The 16,390-nt window shown below is 39.2% G+C and carries 17 protein-coding genes and 2 riboswitches; of the genes, 6 read left to right on the top strand and 11 right to left on the bottom strand.

All coding sequences use genetic code 11. The features are described 5' to 3' along the window. Positions 1-103, bottom strand: a riboswitch (purine riboswitch). Positions 104-688: 585 nt separating this feature from the next. The 3 genes from WKU33_RS11075 to WKU33_RS11065 are packed head-to-tail and all read right to left on the bottom strand — an operon-like array spanning position 689 to position 2,329. Continuing rightward, positions 689-1,282: a DUF2179 domain-containing protein gene (locus WKU33_RS11075; protein ID WP_188858359.1), complete on the bottom strand. Its 594-nt coding sequence runs from the start codon at positions 1,280-1,282 to the stop codon at positions 689-691. 33 nt (positions 1,283-1,315) lie between these two features. Next, positions 1,316-1,600, bottom strand: a complete 285-nt coding sequence (locus WKU33_RS11070; RefSeq protein WP_188858361.1) for a DUF3219 family protein — start codon at positions 1,598-1,600, stop codon at positions 1,316-1,318. Positions 1,601-1,618: 18 nt separating this feature from the next. Further along, a complete protein-coding gene (locus WKU33_RS11065) occupies positions 1,619-2,329 on the bottom strand; it encodes an MOSC domain-containing protein (protein WP_340454556.1) in 711 nt (236 codons plus the stop codon). Between the two features lie 87 nt (positions 2,330-2,416). Here WKU33_RS11065 and msrA point away from each other — a divergent pair, with 87 nt between their 5' ends. Then, a complete protein-coding gene (gene msrA / locus WKU33_RS11060; RefSeq protein ID WP_188858365.1) occupies positions 2,417-2,953 on the top strand; it encodes a peptide-methionine (S)-S-oxide reductase MsrA in 537 nt (178 codons plus the stop codon). Positions 2,954-2,980: 27 nt separating this feature from the next. Here msrA and WKU33_RS11055 read toward each other — a convergent pair whose 3' ends face one another. From WKU33_RS11055 to WKU33_RS11040, 4 genes are all read right to left on the bottom strand, one after another. After that, on the bottom strand, positions 2,981-3,706 hold the full coding sequence (locus WKU33_RS11055) for a gamma-glutamyl-gamma-aminobutyrate hydrolase family protein (protein ID WP_188858367.1): 726 nt from the start codon (positions 3,704-3,706) through the stop codon (positions 2,981-2,983). 313 nt (positions 3,707-4,019) lie between these two features. Beyond that, positions 4,020-5,324, bottom strand: a complete 1,305-nt coding sequence (locus WKU33_RS11050) for an NCS2 family permease (protein ID WP_188858370.1) — start codon at positions 5,322-5,324, stop codon at positions 4,020-4,022. A 162-nt stretch (positions 5,325-5,486) separates the two neighbouring features. After that, positions 5,487-5,587: riboswitch (purine riboswitch) on the bottom strand. A 148-nt stretch (positions 5,588-5,735) separates the two neighbouring features. Next, positions 5,736-6,674 carry a glycine betaine ABC transporter substrate-binding protein gene (locus WKU33_RS11045; protein WP_340454553.1) on the bottom strand — a complete coding sequence of 313 codons (939 nt, stop codon included), beginning with the start codon at positions 6,672-6,674 and terminating at the stop codon, positions 5,736-5,738. A gap of 204 nt (positions 6,675-6,878) precedes the next feature. Further along, a complete protein-coding gene (locus WKU33_RS11040) occupies positions 6,879-7,673 on the bottom strand; it encodes an ABC transporter ATP-binding protein (protein WP_188858374.1) in 795 nt (264 codons plus the stop codon). A 429-nt stretch (positions 7,674-8,102) separates the two neighbouring features. Here WKU33_RS11040 and WKU33_RS11035 point away from each other — a divergent pair, with 429 nt between their 5' ends. Both WKU33_RS11035 and WKU33_RS11030 read left to right on the top strand, forming a co-directional pair. Beyond that, positions 8,103-9,002 (top strand): fumarylacetoacetate hydrolase family protein, encoded by a 900-nt coding sequence (locus tag WKU33_RS11035; RefSeq protein WP_188858376.1) that lies wholly within the window; start codon positions 8,103-8,105, stop codon positions 9,000-9,002. Then, on the top strand, positions 8,996-9,697 hold the full coding sequence (locus WKU33_RS11030) for an HAD-IA family hydrolase (RefSeq protein WP_188858444.1): 702 nt from the start codon (positions 8,996-8,998) through the stop codon (positions 9,695-9,697). Before WKU33_RS11035 ends, WKU33_RS11030 begins: the two co-directional genes overlap by 7 nt. A gap of 245 nt (positions 9,698-9,942) precedes the next feature. On the opposite strand, the gene WKU33_RS11025 is transcribed toward WKU33_RS11030, so the two are convergent. Then, the gene (locus WKU33_RS11025) at positions 9,943-10,551 is read right to left on the bottom strand and encodes a TetR/AcrR family transcriptional regulator (protein ID WP_188858378.1); all 609 of its coding nucleotides are present in this window, start codon (positions 10,549-10,551) and stop codon (positions 9,943-9,945) included. Positions 10,552-10,710: 159 nt separating this feature from the next. Here WKU33_RS11025 and WKU33_RS11020 point away from each other — a divergent pair, with 159 nt between their 5' ends. The 3 genes from WKU33_RS11020 to WKU33_RS11010 all read left to right on the top strand — a co-directional run bounded on the left by WKU33_RS11020 (position 10,711) and on the right by WKU33_RS11010 (position 13,361). Then, positions 10,711-11,424 (top strand): ABC transporter ATP-binding protein, encoded by a 714-nt coding sequence (locus tag WKU33_RS11020; protein ID WP_188858380.1) that lies wholly within the window; start codon positions 10,711-10,713, stop codon positions 11,422-11,424. Then, complete coding sequence (locus WKU33_RS11015) at positions 11,412-12,554, top strand: ABC transporter permease (protein WP_340454548.1); 1,143 nt, start codon at positions 11,412-11,414, stop codon at positions 12,552-12,554. Before WKU33_RS11020 ends, WKU33_RS11015 begins: the two co-directional genes overlap by 13 nt. 102 nt (positions 12,555-12,656) lie before the next feature. Then, complete coding sequence (locus WKU33_RS11010) at positions 12,657-13,361, top strand: SDR family oxidoreductase (protein WP_340454546.1); 705 nt, start codon at positions 12,657-12,659, stop codon at positions 13,359-13,361. A gap of 206 nt (positions 13,362-13,567) precedes the next feature. Here the strand turns inward: WKU33_RS11010 and WKU33_RS11005 are convergent, their stop codons facing one another. The 3 genes from WKU33_RS11005 to WKU33_RS10995 form a co-directional block, all read right to left on the bottom strand. Further along, the gene (locus tag WKU33_RS11005; RefSeq protein WP_188858387.1) at positions 13,568-14,116 is read right to left on the bottom strand and encodes a GNAT family N-acetyltransferase; all 549 of its coding nucleotides are present in this window, start codon (positions 14,114-14,116) and stop codon (positions 13,568-13,570) included. Positions 14,117-14,286: 170 nt separating this feature from the next. Beyond that, positions 14,287-15,474: a NupC/NupG family nucleoside CNT transporter gene (locus tag WKU33_RS11000; RefSeq protein ID WP_188858388.1), complete on the bottom strand. Its 1,188-nt coding sequence runs from the start codon at positions 15,472-15,474 to the stop codon at positions 14,287-14,289. Positions 15,475-15,656: 182 nt separating this feature from the next. Beyond that, positions 15,657-16,376 carry a GntR family transcriptional regulator gene (locus tag WKU33_RS10995; protein WP_340454543.1) on the bottom strand — a complete coding sequence of 240 codons (720 nt, stop codon included), beginning with the start codon at positions 16,374-16,376 and terminating at the stop codon, positions 15,657-15,659. Positions 16,377-16,390: the final 14 nt, after the last annotated feature.

The raw sequence follows: 16,390 nt of genomic DNA, 5'->3' as shown, positions 1-16,390 counted from the left end.
TAATGACCCATCTCCCCTCATAGTCCTTAGATTTACGGTCAAGGGTAGAAACTTCGGAGCCATATTCTCCATGAAATATATGAGGTGTTTTATTCACTTTTTCTGCGTTAAGCATATCAAAACAAGGAAGGAAAATCAACAAAAATCGAACGATAAAATAACTTCACCTATTAACGTTCGGATTTCACTCTTTTTCTGGGACATGGGGTCAGAGCATTTGTCCCACTTTAGTGGTTTGCTCAAATTTGCTGGACTGAAAATGATGGGGGTGTGTAACTCTTATACATCGAAATTTAAAAGTGAGCGAAGGATATGGTTAAACGGCTAAACACCCAGGCTTTATTGGGAATATAACTGGGCTTTATTTTCCCTTTAGCTCATTCTTCTTGCCTTAATGGGAATATAACCGGACTTTATTTTCCCTTTAGCTCATTCTTCTTGCCTTAATGGGAATATAACCGGACTTTATTTTCCCATTCCCTCATTCTTCTTGCTTTATTGGGAATATAACCGGACTTTACTTTCCCATTCGTCCATTCATCTTGCTTTTTAAGGAAAACAACCGAGTTTTAATCTCGCGTAAGCACATTTATAATATTCTAATGGGAAAGCAACCATAATAAAATAAAAAAATACACTTTGATATATGCGACTCCACACATATCAAAGTGTATATAAACTAAATGCCTCAGCCTTCTTCCTCTTTCTCCTTCTCATGTTCTTCCACGAGCTCTTCATGGTGCTTCTGAATCTTACTTTTCTTCACTTGTTTCACCCAGAACCCACCGTGGATTTGCTTTGGCTCATAAGAGATGATAAATGCTTTCGGATCAATTTCCTGAATGAGTTCATATAGGGAAAGTTCATATTTTCTCGGCGTCAAGATTTGCATCGCTAAGCGGTCCCCTTCCATCCCATAAGCATACCAACTCGTAACACCGAACCCCTTTTCCCTAATTTGTTGGGTGAACTTAATGTCCGGATTGGAGGAGGTTACATTCACAACGATATATCCGAGCGCGAGCTTTTCTTCAATCATGGAACCGACAATTACACCAAGTCCAAACCCGAGCGCATAGGCAATCAGGTTCTGGATCTCATTCAAATTGTCAAGCACTAACCCTAACCCGATGACATAGATGACAATTTCGAACATACCTACTAAAGCCGCGATATAACGCTTGCCTTTTAATGTAAAAATCATCCGCACTGTAAACATTGATACATAGACGACATTGATTATAAAAATAATTGCCACCATAATTAACGCATTTTCAAGCATCGCAATCCCCCTCGAAAACATCATTCTTTCTTCTTACTTTTCAATTAGTTCCAACTTAAAATCCCCAACCGCATCTTGCACATATAAATCTGTAACGGAAGTCGAATAGTTATGAATCACTGCTTGGAACTCGAGATTTCTTTCCGGCACACGGACTAAAAAATCATTTTTATATAGTTCCGTCGTCACGTCATGATAGTCGTCACTATGAACTTTAAAGTCAAAAGCGATAAATTTCCGTATCTTTCCTTTATCTTCCCTAATTTCCTCTTTAACATTCTGCGCATCTAGTTTCAATTCATTCAGAACAACTTCCATGACTTATCCGCTCCTAACTTATTCTTTATTCGGACCAAATACACGTCGATCTATTCCTGACTCTTGACCGCGCAATCGCTTCCTCAAACGCTTGACCCAATTCTTAGCCAACAATTCACAGGAAGCTAGTTCGTCTGCGAGCCGTAAGTCATCTTTATAAAAATGCATCACTTCATTCGCAGCTTGAACAGTCCACTGTGGATAAGGGCGCTCCACTAAGTCAATTGGACTATCCGCTTTGACATTACCTTCTTCAAGTACACGGAAATACCAGCCTGTCCTTCCTGTATTCTGAATCTGGAGAGCGAGATCAAGAATCTGAAAACGGCGTGCCGGTCTCCAGCATGGCTGTCGGGGCTGTGAAACCTGAATCACCGCATCACCGACCTTGTACGTATCACCAATACATACACTGAATTCATCCATTTCCAGCACAGCAAAGTTCTCTCCCATACCTCCCATTACGAGATCTTCATGGTCATATTTCTCCTGCCAGTATGTATAATGCTTGATCGGATAGCAAAAAACAGCCTTCTCCATTCCGCCGTGATTCTTCTTATCGCCAACTTCATCGCCTATAAAACCAGTTTTATTAAGCCAGATCGGCCCTTTTGTTTCACCTTTAAAAATTCCTGTTTCCCATTGCCTTTCTAATGGATTTTCCGCATTTTCTTTACCTACCCGCTGCACTTTACCGATAAACAATTTATGTAGATGTGGCTCCTCCATTGTTTCACCTGCTTTTCCATGATATTATTAATTTTATTCTATATGAAAGAATGTTAGAAAGAAACCGAAAGACTTGGAGGTATAGATATGGCTGTAGAAAAGGCAATATTTGCAGGTGGCTGTTTCTGGTGCATGGTAAAGCCGTTTGATACATGGGAAGGCGTTCATAACGTAATCTCCGGTTATACGGGTGGCCAGGTGGAAAATCCAACCTATGAACAAGTGAAAACAGGGGAAACTGGCCATTACGAAGCAGTTGAAATCACGTTCGACCCTGAGATAATAAGCTATGATACAATTCTTGATTTATATTGGAAGCAAATCGATCCGACTGATGCTGGTGGTCAGTTCCATGATCGCGGCAGCCAATACCGGGCAGCAATTTTTCATACGACTCCAGAGCAAAAGGAGAAGGCTCAACAATCAAAGGAAAAGTTAGCAGAAAGTGGAATTTTTAAGAAACCGATTGTAACGGAAATCCTTCCAGCAACTCGTTTTTACCCGGCAGAAGAATACCATCAAGACTTCTATAAAAAAGAAAAAGAAGTATATGAGAAAGACCGGACAAAATCTGGGCGAGATGATTTTATCGAAACCCATTGGAACGTTATGACTGAAAACTAAAACAGAGGCTTGGGAAATTCAATCTTCTCAAGCCTTTTTCTTTTCTCTTTTTCCTTCTTCACACGCAGCAACAAATCCACGAAATATCTTTTTCGACACAGGATCTTTCATATGCTCCGGATGCCACTGGACTCCTAATGCAAAACGGTGAACTGTGCTTTCCACAACTTCAACAACGCCATCACGGGCTTTTCCGCTAATGATAAAATGCTTACCAGGCTTACGATTTGCCTGATGATGATAACTATTCACTCGAATCGTTTTCTCCTCGGCCAATCGATAGATCAAAGAACCCTTCATTAATTCGACTGCATGGATTGGTGCATAATTGGCAGCCTTTTGACTATGTTGGATCAGTTCACCCTTTAGCTGCCCGCAAATATCCTGATACATATCACCATCAGCCGCAAGATTCAACATTTGCGCCCCCTTACACACCCCAAATACCGGCTTATCCTTCGCTAATATTTCCCTTGTTATTTTCATTTCAAACGCATCCCGCTCTGGGATAAACGGACCAAGATTCAAATGGGGTTCTTCATTAAAGTAAATCGGATCAATATCATCTCCACCCGTTAGAAACAGTCCGTCAATCCGTTCAATCAGTTCATCGATCATATCTGAATTTGTTAAATAAGGCATCACAAGAGGAATTCCCCCCGCTTGTTCGATTGCGAGCATATTATTTTTCGTTATTTTATAATGCTTCTCATTTAATTCCATTCCCGGTACTACCCCAATTAAAGGTCTCACCATCAATCCCTCCCTACCCTATATTGTATCATCTGATACTTTTAATTATTACTTATACAAAAAAAGCCGAACCTAATAGAGGCCCGACTTTTTGCATTGCATAAAAAACGGTAAAGTGAAACTTCATTCAGCGGGGGGTTCCTCCCCTCCCAACTGAATGTTAGTTGAACAGAATCAGGGATTTACGGACTGTATTATCCCCCACCTTGACATTTTGGTTTTCCCTCTTGTTTAGAGGTGGGGGTATTACAGACGTTAATACGTGGCTAAATTCCGCGATACCTAAAATTGCCAGCACCTTCACCTTTGTTCTTTAGCTTAAGAAAATAAAATACAATATAAAGGTAACGAATAATCCGTACATGATCGGGTGGATCTCTTTCGCTTTCCCCATTACAATCATCGTAATCGGATAGAATATAAAGCCAATCGCAATTCCTGTTGCGATACTATAAGTAAGAGACATCATTAGCACGATAAAGAAGGAAGGAACGGCAACTTCGAAACGATCCCATTCAATATTCTTAAGCTGTGACGCCATCATGACCCCGACAATCACCAATGCTGGAGCTGTAACTGCACTTGTTACAATTGCAAGAAGTGGGGAGAAGAATAAGGCCAACAGGAAAAGTCCTGCTGTTACGACGGATGTAAAACCAGTTCGTCCACCCGCACCAACACCAGCAGTTGACTCCACATAAGATGTCGTTGTTGACGTACCGACAACCGCACCGACAACTGTTGCTGTTGAGTCTGCTAGTAATGCACGACCAGCCCGTGGAAGTTTATTGTCTTTCACAAGACCAGCTTGAGTTGCAACCGCAACTAATGTACCAGCTGTATCAAAGAAATCAACGAATAAAAACGTTAAAATAACAATAAGCATCTCAACAGTAAATATGTCACCAAAATTAATGAATGCTTGACCAAACGTAGGTGCTAAGCTCGGTACTGTACCAACGATATCGCCAATCCCTTGTGGAACAGGAATTAAACCAAAGATCATCCCGACAATTGCCGTCAAAATCATTCCGTAAAAAATTCCGGCTTTAACACCTCTTATTAGTAAAACAACGGCCGCAATCAGACCAAATACTGTCAGCAACACATTCGGATCCCGCAAATTTCCAAGCCCTACAAGTGTCGCTTCATTTGCAACGACAATTTCTGCACTCGATAAGCCGATAAAAGCAATATATAAGCCAATCCCTGCACCTACTGCAAGCTTCAAATTTCCAGGGATTGCATTAATGATAATTTCTCTTAAACCTGATAAAGATAAGAAGATAAAAATAACTCCGGATACAAGAACTCCGGATAGAGCAGTTTCCCAAGGTATTCCGTATTGTAAAACAACAGTATATGCGAAGAATGCGTTCAAGCCCATTCCCGGTGCGAGTGCGACAGGATATTTCCCGAGCACACCCATTGTTAGTGTACCTACTGCGGCGGCTACTGCTGTTGCTGTAAATACCGCCCCCTCAGGCATCCCCGCAGCTGAAAGTGTTGCCGGGTTAACAAAAAGAATGTATGCCATCGCTAGAAAGGTAGTCAGCCCTGCAATGGATTCTGTTTTGTAGTTTGTGCCGAGCTCTTCAAACTGAAAATACTTTTTCATTCCACTTTTCCTCCTAAAATTGGAAAATGCGTTGCGAACGGAAAAATTTGCTTCTAATTGTCCCCTTATCCTTTTAAAATTAAATATATATAAAAATAAAAAACGCTCAGATAAGGAGCGTCTACCAAAGCACAAGAGTTGAATAATGACAGCAAAAAAAAAGCTTCATTACTCATCCTGCGTAGTCAAACCGTTTACGGTGGTTTGGTAGAGACTTTGGGCCATATTCCCGAAATTATACGCAATTTCATTTAATTATAAACTTATTCTACTCTCCTCGACAATATTTGTCAATAAAACCCGAATGTTATTTAATATTCCGCAATTAACATCCGTATTTTTTGTAATTTGGAGTTAAATTAAAAAAGAACCAAGACATTAAATTACCTGTCCTGGTTCTTCCACTTCCATTTAATTATTAGGATTCAAATCCTCGATAGAATCAATGTCCATATATTCTGGTACGACTAAACCGATTTTAGCGCCGACTAAATTTGGCCCCATGTCTACGATATCATCTTGATAAGTCTCATAGAATTCTCTGTGCGTAATTGGTAACCATGCTGCTAAAGTAGCATCTGCATCACCTGTAGCAAGGGATTCAAACACAATAGCAACATCCACTTCTGTTACACTTACGTCAAATCCTTTCTGTTCCATAGCTGCTTTTAACACTCCTGAAGCTGCGCGTTCCGAGTCCCATGGTGTAGACACAAGCTCAACTTCAACACCGTCCACATCCTCGACACCTTCTGACCAAGCAGAAACTCTATCTTCATTATCTTCTACCCATTGGGCAGCGATTTGATTGATATCATCACCGGTTTCTTCCGCTTCATACATAATCTCTTCCATATCTTCCACGTTCCATTCAAACTGTTCAATCATCTTGTAAGCTTCCGGTTGTTCTTCTTCAAACCCGAGTCTGCTCATCGAATGAATACTTTCTTCTCCACCATAAATCTCAAGCGGATCATCCAAATACTTCATATCTGGATGTGCCGCAAACATCCAATGCGGGTTCCAGCCAGTAATAACAATAGGCTCTTCATTCCGGATTGCATTATCAAGCTCCGTCATCATAGCACCAGTGGACGATAGTTCAACATTCCATCCTTGTAAACTATCATACTCTTCAATCGCTGCCTCTGTCGTTACAGAAATTCCTGCTCCTGGTTCGATACCTATAATCGTGTAATCGACCGCCTCACTATAATCAACTTCCCCATTACTGTCTGTACTGCCACTCTCTGAATCCGTACCTTCTTCTTTGTCACCACATCCTGCAAGCAGCAATGTAATTAAAACTCCTAAAATCAAACTTACATACTTAAACTTCTTGAAATCCAAATTTACACCCCTTATGTTAGTTTCGTTTCTCCTATTTAAATTTGTTTACTTCGAGAAACAACGTATAGGTTAAAAGTTTACCCTTCCAAGCCAACATACTCAAACCGCATATTCTCCGCATATACGGAGGTTTCACGGGATGGTTTTTCTTAAAGACTGTCTCAGACGGTTTATTCATTAAATTCTGCCCTTTTACTAAATTACTCAATGTACTTTGATTTTTGGAATGGTTAACCATGGACGCTCATCATCCCAGCGAACATTGACAGGAATTTTAAATGTTTCCGATAATAAATCATCCGTAAGCACTTCTTGTTTTCGTCCAGCCGCAACAATTTCACCATCACGGACGAGCAAGACATGAGAAATTGCTTCCACTATTTCTTCAATATGATGAGTAACATAAAGTAAATGACAATTCCGCTTATTAATATCATTCATCAATCCAAGCACTTCTTCCCGCGACAATACATCAAGCCCGGAACATGGCTCGTCTAATATCAAAATCTCAGGATCAGCCATGAGGGCTCGAGCGATTAACACCCGTCTTTGTTCCCCTTGCGATAAATCTTGATAATGTTTTCCGCTAACGTAGCGTAAACGTAAAGTCGATAGTAACTCATCCGCTTTTTCCCAGTCCTCTTGCTGCACTTCTTCATATAAACCGATGGAAGCAAATTTTCCGCTTACGACAATATTTTCGACTTTTTCCCGGTTCAAGCTCTGGGAAAATTGTCCAAGGGAATTACTGACATAACCGATTCGCTTCCTTAAATCTGGGATATTCGTTTTACCAAATTCATTTCCAAGAACGGAAACCCTGCCCGCTGTCGGATAATTATATCCTGTTACTATATTTAATATCGAGGTTTTTCCCGATCCATTCAACCCTAAAATGCACCAATGTTCCCCCGATTTCACTTCCCAATTGATATTTTTCAAAATCTCTTGCCTGTTCCTCCTCCAGATTACGTCTTGCAAATGGATAATGCTTTCCATTCCTGATCCCCTCCTCTATTCCGGTAATTTTAATATAATACTCCACATTGTAGGATATTTCTGAAAACAACTCAATAAATATGATGAGCCTAAGCAAGTGTCTAAAAAGTTATAAATTCAACTTTTGCAGCTGAAACAGTAAACTATCCCCTGGTATAATTAGTGAAACCAGCAATTCATTATAGTTATGGACACGATTCCAAGACTTCAATTGAGTGATTAGAGGGTTCTAATGAAATGATTGATAGTCAGTGGGAATCAATCGTATAAAATTTGTAAATGAGTTGAGAGTCTATCATTAAATCATGGCTCACAACTCATTTTTTCTGGATAATTCATTATAACCTCTTAAATCCTTACTAAAAATGATACCATATAATTAAAACTGTTTTACAAATACCAAAATAAAAACAAGGGGGAAGTATAACAATGAAACTAGGTCATGTAATTAAAAACAACAAACGATTGCTCAGTCTTAAAACAGAAGATGGGCTTTATAATTTAAGTGAAGCGGCCACGCAAAATAACTTGCCACTCCCACAAACGATCGATGAATTAATTCGTTCCGGCAAAGAAGGAGAAGAACAACTATCCCATGTCATTGCCGCTCTTGAAGCAAGTAAACAATCTTATTCTTTACATGAAAATGATGTTTCCTTCGACTCTGTTGTTCTCCACCCTGAAAAAATCTTATGTGTCGGATTAAACTACATCCCTCACGCTGAAGAAGCAGATATGGCGATACCAGAATCTCCTGTACTCTTCAGTAAATTTAATAATGCATTAACTGGGCACAAGCAAACGATTCCCTTACCTAGGTCCGCTAAAAAATATGACTATGAAGCAGAGCTTGTTATTGTGATTGGGAAAGAAGCCCGTAACGTTGCTGAAGATGAGGCCCTGTCTTATGTTTATGGATATAGTGTTGGAAATGATGTATCTGCACGGGATCTGCAAATGAAGACTGGTCAATGGCTGCTCGGGAAAACACTTGATGGATTTGCTCCAATTGGACCGTACCTCGTTACAAGTGATGCGATTGATCCAGCAAACCTGAATATTGAGTGTAAGATTAATGGCGAGGTTAGGCAATCCAGCAACACGAAACACATGATTTTCAATTGTGCAACGCTTATTAGTTATATTTCCCAATATATGACATTAAAGCCAGGGGATGTGATCTTCTCCGGTACTCCGGAAGGCGTTATTTTAGGATATACACCAGAAAATCAAACATGGCTGCAAGCTGGAGATGAAATGGAAGTAACGATTGAAAACATTGGAAGATTAACAAATAAACTTGTCGAGAATGAAAGGAGAGAATTCTAATCTATACATTAGCTTTTGATTTAGACGACACGCTCTATGACCGGGCACAACCCCTCAAGAAAGCCTTTCGAGAATTTATCCAAGAAGACCGAATCGATTTTTGGAAGTTCCATGAGATATTTCAGATTAATGGTGAGATAGCTTTCGTTAAGGAGAAGAATCAAATTTGGACGTTAGAACAATCACATATTTTCCGGATCAAAGAAACACTTAAACAATTAGGTGTAGAGATTAACGATGAACAAGCTATTATGTTTCAAAAAACATATGAACAGTACCAACAAGAAATCGAAGTCTATCCACTAATTATCGAAATTTTGGATTTTCTAATGAAGAAAGAAGTTTTAAGTATCATCATAACGAATGGACCCAAATTCCATCAGCGTAAAAAAATAAGAAATCTTGGTTTGGAAAAGTATTTTTCACCAGAAAAGATTTTCGTCTCCGGGGAGGAAGGCATTGCTAAACCAGACAAAGGAATCTTTGAACTAGCGGAAAATAGATTCCAACTTAATAAAGCAACAACTTGGTATATTGGAGACAGTTATTCGAACGATATTATTGGTGCTCGAGAAGCAGGCTGGAATTCCATTTGGTTTAACCCAAGAAATGAAAAATGTGAGAAAAATATCGCAACGAGCACGGTCTCTTCTACCTCAGAGCTTTTCGTTTGGATTAAAAGAATGTTTGACTAAAAGACTTAACGATATAAGTCCAATGGTTGACGGACATAAAAATAATCCCTCATGCACTTTAGCTGATAATTGAGGGATTATTCACCTAAGCTAGCTAGCCCCTCTTGACGGGGTTCAGTTGATTGTTACCGTAAACGTAACAGCATCTGCGGTCTTCTTTATCATATGTCTTTCTATAAAACAGCATGAATATTAACCGTTCAAAAAATTAAATACCACCCTATAATAACTTTTCCCTTCCACTTTTATTTCTCCGTTTTCAATCCCAACACATAAGCAGGCCCTTTCGTCACAACATCAACAACGATTGCTGCAATTTCTTCAGGACTTTCTCTTTCTTCTGAAACAATCCACCAAGTGATAACTCCTAAAATAGCGGAAACGATTAACTGTATCATAACATCCACATGTTTATTCGATGGAATGCCAGAAAACATCTCCCCTAATTGAGGAAGGAATTTTGTTTGTACTAATCCTATGAAATAATCTTTAATCAATCCTTCACAGTTTGATTGGATCATAACTTGGAAAAACCGGTCGTTGTTCTCCACACTTTTTAAAATATCCATAACAATAGAACGAAATGCTTCCGTATAAACAACACCTTTTCTAATATGCCTGATTGGTGAAAGGTGCTTGAGCATAATCTCATCCAAATTATCCTTCACACATTCTTCAAGTAGCTCGTATTTATCAGCGTAGTGTAAATAAAAAGTGACGCGGTTAATCATTGCTTCATCCGCTAGTTCTTGAATAGTAATCGCTTGGAAGTTCTTTTCTTCCATTAATGTTATGAGCGCTTGATTCAATGATTTTCTCGTTCGCTGTATTCGTAGATCTTGCCTTTTAGTCATGATTTTCACACCTTTATTAAACAAAAAGACTTATTTTGTAAAATAACTGACAAAGTGCCAACTATTGAATATTGAATAGCCTATCAAGTCTGTGCTACTTTAATTATACAACGTTACGTAATATAAACAACAGTTGTAAATTAATTTGGAGGTGGCTATATGATTGATGTAAGGAATGTAAAACAAACTTACGGCAAAAAGGTTATTCTACAAGATGTTACCTTTTCGATGAATAAAGGGGAAATTGTTGGATTGCTTGGACCGAGCGGATCTGGGAAAACAACACTAATCAAAGCATTAATCGGCATGTCGCGACCAACGGAAGGGGAAATCCGAGTACTAGGTATTAAACAACCATCCTTAAAACCTATGAAACAGATTGGGTATATGGCTCAATCCGATGCGCTTTATGAAGAGCTGACTGCTAGGGCTAATTTAGCTTACTTTGGAAGACTCTATGGTCTGGGAGGCAAAAATTTAAAAAAGCGAATTCAAGAATCTCTTTCCTTTGTTAATCTTGATTCAGAAACCAAGAAGGCTGTACAACATTATTCTGGAGGAATGAAGCGGCGGCTTAGTCTCGCTATTAGTTTGATTCATAACCCGCAGCTTATCTTTTTAGATGAACCAACCGTCGGCATTGATCCCGCATTAAAACGTGTTTTCTGGAATGAATTTCAGCGTTTACGTGATCAGGGCAAAAGTTTCCTAGTCTCGACTCATGTAATGGATGAAGCAGAACGCTGTGACCGACTATTAATTGTTTCTGATGGTAGACTGATTGATGCTGGCACACCTGAAGCATTAAAACAAACATACGGGACGATTGAGGAAGCGTTTTTGAAAGCAGGTGAAAATTTATGCAAATCTTAACTGTTGCCATTCGGGTCATCCAACAGGTGATCAAAGATAAACGTACGCTTCTCTTCCTGCTTTTAGCTCCTGTATTTGTGCTTGGACTTCTATACGTTATCATGGGAAGCTCTAGTGATGAACCGAATATTGGCATCATCGATCTTGAGCGATCATTACAGGAATCACTGGAAGCCGAAGCGCATATTATCGAGTTTCCCTCAGAAGAAGAAGCGTTACAAGCAATGAAAACTCAAGATATCGATGCATATTTTTATATGGAAGCTAACACACCTTATATTGAAATTGAAGGCGGCGACATTACGAAAAAATCACCAGTGATGCAAGCGATTCAAAGCTCCTTACAAACGTTTCAAAAAGAACGTGCGGAAGAAATGAAAGAAGACTTTGAGGTTATGCAAGATGAGTTAGCAATTGTACTCAAGAATATGCAACAACAAACTGGTCAATCGATCCCGATTGATTTTCCAGAAGTCGATTTATTAATGGAAGAACCTGAAATTAATTATTTATACCTCGATGAGAATGCTGATTTATTTGATCAAGTCGCACCTGCTTTAATGGGCTTTTTCATTTTTCTATTTGTCTTCCTTATCGCTGGGATTAGTTTTCTCAGGGAACGCACTTCCGGTACGTTGGAACGGACGCTTGCAACCCCATTAAAACGATCATCTATTGTATTCGGTTATTTTTTAGGTTTCTTTTTATTCGTTACGATACAGACTGTAATCATCCAAATTATGATTGTCGATATTCTGCATGTGGATCGACTTGGCAGTTACTGGCTATTGCTATTTATGAATATCATCGTCGCTACCGTCGCCTTATCATTAGGTTTATTACTGTCTACTTTTGCACGTACAGAGTTTCAGTTACTCCAATTCATTCCAGTGGCAGTAATACCACAATTCTTTTTCAGTGGAATTTTTGATTTATCGAACGCTCCTGGATGGGTAATGTTCATCAGCAAAATCATGCCGCTTTCTTATGCGACAGATGCTCTGCAAAATGTCATGATTCGCGGATATGACTTTTCCGACATAGCAAAAGATTTTATCGTATTAATCGGCTTTACAATTGTATTTATTTTATTGAATATGCTCGTTTTAAAACGGCAGCGAGCGGCTTAATATGCAGAGAATTTTCCCACCGTTTCCCTTTACCGAACTGAATGAATAATGTATTTTGTTTGGTAGATAGAAATGATTCATGATAATAAGGGGGAAACAATAATGGCAAAACAATTAGATGGGAAAACAGCCATCGTTACAGGGGCAAGCAGTGGGATTGGAACAGCAATTGCAAAAGAACTCACTAAGGAAGGTGCAAATGTCGTTCTTGCTGCAAGAAATGAAGAGAAGCTTGTGGAAATAGCAAAGGAGATTAACAAGAAAGATAAAATATTATGTGTTCCCACCGATGTAACGAAGCAAGATGATGTTGACTCCCTCGCCAAGCGTGCGAAAAAAGCGTTTGGTAATATTGATATCTACGTGAATAATGCTGACATGATGGGATCAAGTAGAGTTACAGAAGGAGATGTGACTAACTGGGATCAGATGATTGATATTAATATTAAAGGTGTTCTGTATGGCATTCACTCCGTCCTGCCCGATATGAAAGTAAGAGGAAGTGGCCATATCGTTAATATTGCTTCGGATTCTGGGTTTGAAGTGACGGAACGACTCACTGTTTATTGTGCGACGAAATTTGCCGTACGCGCCATCTCAGCAGGCTTGGAAAAAGAGCTTGCTAATACAGGCGTACGCACCACTAGTATTTCACCAGGCATGGTCGAAACACCCCTAAGTTCGAAAAGTCCATTTGAAGAAGGCAGGAAAAAATTAGCTCCTGTTGACATTGCTCGTGCAGTCGTGTATGCAGTAGCACAGCCTGATTACGTTAATGTGAATGAAGTTTTAATTAGACCTATTTAACTCAGGAGGTAGCTATAACAAGGGGACTACGTATGCCCCTTGTTTATTCTACACATACATCCTATTAGTTGATAAGCTCAAACGAGCAATTAAAGATTAAAACATCTCTATTCACTCCATTAACTTGGAAACGTGTCCGTTACTATTATGAATTACTGGTTTCACTAATGATATCAGAGCATAGCTAATGTTTCTGACTAATAAAGTTATTCATTACATGACAAGCAATTATTATTCCAATGAAGTTCATAAGCCTTCCGCTCCCCTTCCGGAGTTGGGTCCACAAAGATTCTTCCGCGATATTCAAAGCCAAACTTCTCAATCAACCCTTGTGTCCGTAAATTCTTCTCATGCGTATCGATCCGGAAATTCCGAAATCCTTGACTATAAGCTAATGTGAGCAAGTTGGAAAAGAGATAATTCGCAAGACGCATTCCTCTGAATTTATTAGAAATAGCTAACCGGTGTATCGTTGCATAAGGATGCAAGTCATTATTCCATGAGCCATCATGGATAATCTCATAGTTTGGGTCAGGGTCTGTCAGTAATGCAGCAGTCCCTGCAATTTCACCATTAACAATTAGAAGGTGACCATAGCCTTTTTCAATATCTTGAAGGATTGTTTCCTCGCTCGGATTTCCATTTTGCCATTGCTCACTGCCATCCGCTTTTAGTAACGCTCTGGCATGATTAATAATCATCATAATTTCTGCTAAATCTTGTTCTGTTGCTTTTCTAACAAAAATCGTACCCATCCTTTTACCTCACTCATTAAAATTTTCATTTTAAGTTAAGAATAAAGGCTGGACAGTTTTTGTCAACAAAATAATATTAAGAAAAGAGGCCCGAGAAAATAAAAACCAGCTAGAAGTCTCATTTTTTACTAGAGACCTCTAGCTGATTTAGGAAATTCTATCTGATTCAATTATAGGAATAAACCTGCAATCGTTGCAGATAGGATAGAAACAAGAATGGAACCAAATAGGAGTTTCAAACCGAATCTAGAAACGATACTCGCCTTCTCCCCGTCAATCCCTTTCACTGTTCCAGCGATAATTCCAATAGAAGAGAAGTTAGCAAAGCTTGTTAGGAAAACGCTGACGATTCCAATTGTTTTCTCAGACATGGTCTCCATCAATGGCTGGAATTCAAGCATTGCAACGAACTCATTCGTTACAATCTTCGTTCCCATAATAGACCCTGCTTCAATAATTTCACTCGGCGCAATCCCCATTAAGAAAGAAAGCGGTGCAAGGATATATCCTAGGATTTGTTGCAATGTTACACCTGCTAGGACTGATTCAATTAACCAGTTGACTAGCTCCAATGATGCAATAAATGCAATCAAGTTAGCCGCAACGATTAAAGCAATTTTACCACCATCGAGTGCACCGTTCCCCATCGCTTCAAATACACTCTTTTCTGTGCTGACATCTTGAACATCCACGACGTCCTCTTCTTTCGGCACATTAATTGGAGCAAGAATCGATGCAATGATTAAACCACCAAACATGTTCAATGGTAAGGAAACAAGAATATACTCTGCCGGCAAAATTTGGATGTAAGCTCCTACAATGGAAGCTGATACCGAACTCATTGCCGAAGCACTAACCATGTACAAACGATTAGCTGTCAAGTGGTGAAACTGTGCCTTAATCGCAAGTAAAGCTTCCGATTGTCCAAAGAAGATACTATTTACCCCGTTAAAGGCTTCAATTTTTGGAATACCGGTAACCTTAGACACCAAGCCTCCAACCCATTTAATAATCGTTGGTAAGATTTTTAAATAGTTTAAAACGGAAAGAAGTGTGGCAAAGAATACAATAAGCAATAGTACGTTAAAGAAGAATACGCCACCCTCTTGGAGTTCAAACCCACCAACAACGAATCCAATTCCTTCTTGTCCAAATTCAATCAGTTTGTTAAATACAGCGGAAATGCCATTAATAATCTTCGCTCCAATTTCCGTCGCGAACATAAACCACGTAATAAGTAGCTGTAAGGCTAGCATAATTCCAATACTTTTAAAATTAATGTTCTTCTTGTCATTGGAAAATAGATATGCTAATCCAAGGATAACGGCAATCCCTACGATACCTAGGATAATATCCATTATTTTTTCCTCCTTTATTAGCCGCTTCAGTGAAACAGCTTACATTAAATAAGAAATAATTCTAACTCTTTCCATTTATCTGTGAATGATTGGACGTCCTACAAGTATAGTGCTGAATATTGCTTCCAGAGATTCTGGAAGCGTAAAATATGCTTCGGTTTGAAATGGTTCACTCGCCCAATTTATACTCTTTTCCGCAATACGTTAAATGTTATTTGATCCGAACGGAAATAATTAATCGAATAAAGTACAGGTCGATTCGACTCATCAAAATGGACCTGTCGCAACACAAGAAGCGGCGTATGCTGGTCACAGTTCATAATTTTTGATATTTCGTCGTGATAGGCAATTGTATTGATCTGTGACCTGGCATGGTTGATTACAATCCCAGCATCACCTAAGGAGTTGAAAATTGATTCCTCTCTTAGTTTATAACCCTTATGAAGAATACTATCCGGAACTTTATCAATACAATAAACTAAAGGGACTTCATCTGCCGTCCGAACACGTTTCACTAGGAAAACCTGCTCGTCCTCCTCCAATTCCAACTCTTCTATATCATCCCGATGCGGTCCGACAATACCTGTAAATAAGATTTCTGTTCCTGGTTTTTTTCCTTCTCTTTCAATCAATTCAGTAATACTGAATAGCTCTTCGATGCCACCCTGGAATACAGGTACTCGATTTACGAATGTGCCAATCCCATGTTTACGGATAATAATATTTTCTTCTTCTAGTATTCGTAATGCTTCCCGTAATGTGTTCCTTGATACGCCAAGTGCCTTTGCCAAAGCTGTTTCGGATGGCAATTGTTCTCCCGGTTCAAGTTCACCATTGTTTATCTTTTCTCTGATTTGTTCGATAACAATCAAGTAACGCGGTTTTTGATAGTGACTTTTCAATGAGCGCTCTCCTC

It is taken from the genome of Oceanobacillus sp. HCA-5259 (assembly GCF_037892815.1).
Taxonomy (GTDB): domain Bacteria; phylum Bacillota; class Bacilli; order Bacillales; family Amphibacillaceae; genus Oceanobacillus; species Oceanobacillus indicireducens.
The sequence above is the reverse complement of the archived record's forward strand: the minus strand, read 5'-3'. Positions and strand labels throughout refer to the sequence as shown.

What these genes read in the sequence shown, in the direction of transcription:
- WKU33_RS11035 (WP_188858376.1), top strand. Translation starts at nt 8,103, where the DNA reads ATGAAACTAGGTCATGTAATTAAAAACAACAAACGATTGCTCAGTCTT.
- WKU33_RS11020 (WP_188858380.1), top strand. Translation starts at nt 10,711, where the DNA reads ATGATTGATGTAAGGAATGTAAAACAAACTTACGGCAAAAAGGTTATT.
- WKU33_RS11075 (WP_188858359.1), bottom strand. Translation starts at nt 1,282, where the DNA reads ATGCTTGAAAATGCGTTAATTATGGTGGCAATTATTTTTATAATCAAT.
- WKU33_RS11015 (WP_340454548.1), top strand. Translation starts at nt 11,412, where the DNA reads ATGCAAATCTTAACTGTTGCCATTCGGGTCATCCAACAGGTGATCAAA.
- WKU33_RS11050 (WP_188858370.1), bottom strand. Translation starts at nt 5,324, where the DNA reads ATGAAAAAGTATTTTCAGTTTGAAGAGCTCGGCACAAACTACAAAACA.
- WKU33_RS11070 (WP_188858361.1), bottom strand. Translation starts at nt 1,600, where the DNA reads ATGGAAGTTGTTCTGAATGAATTGAAACTAGATGCGCAGAATGTTAAA.
- msrA (WP_188858365.1), top strand. Translation starts at nt 2,417, where the DNA reads ATGGCTGTAGAAAAGGCAATATTTGCAGGTGGCTGTTTCTGGTGCATG.
- WKU33_RS11005 (WP_188858387.1), bottom strand. Translation starts at nt 14,116, where the DNA reads ATGGGTACGATTTTTGTTAGAAAAGCAACAGAACAAGATTTAGCAGAA.
- WKU33_RS11065 (WP_340454556.1), bottom strand. Translation starts at nt 2,329, where the DNA reads ATGGAGGAGCCACATCTACATAAATTGTTTATCGGTAAAGTGCAGCGG.
- WKU33_RS11040 (WP_188858374.1), bottom strand. Translation starts at nt 7,673, where the DNA reads ATGGAAAGCATTATCCATTTGCAAGACGTAATCTGGAGGAGGAACAGG.
- WKU33_RS11025 (WP_188858378.1), bottom strand. Translation starts at nt 10,551, where the DNA reads ATGACTAAAAGGCAAGATCTACGAATACAGCGAACGAGAAAATCATTG.
- WKU33_RS11010 (WP_340454546.1), top strand. Translation starts at nt 12,657, where the DNA reads ATGGCAAAACAATTAGATGGGAAAACAGCCATCGTTACAGGGGCAAGC.
- WKU33_RS11000 (WP_188858388.1), bottom strand. Translation starts at nt 15,474, where the DNA reads ATGGATATTATCCTAGGTATCGTAGGGATTGCCGTTATCCTTGGATTA.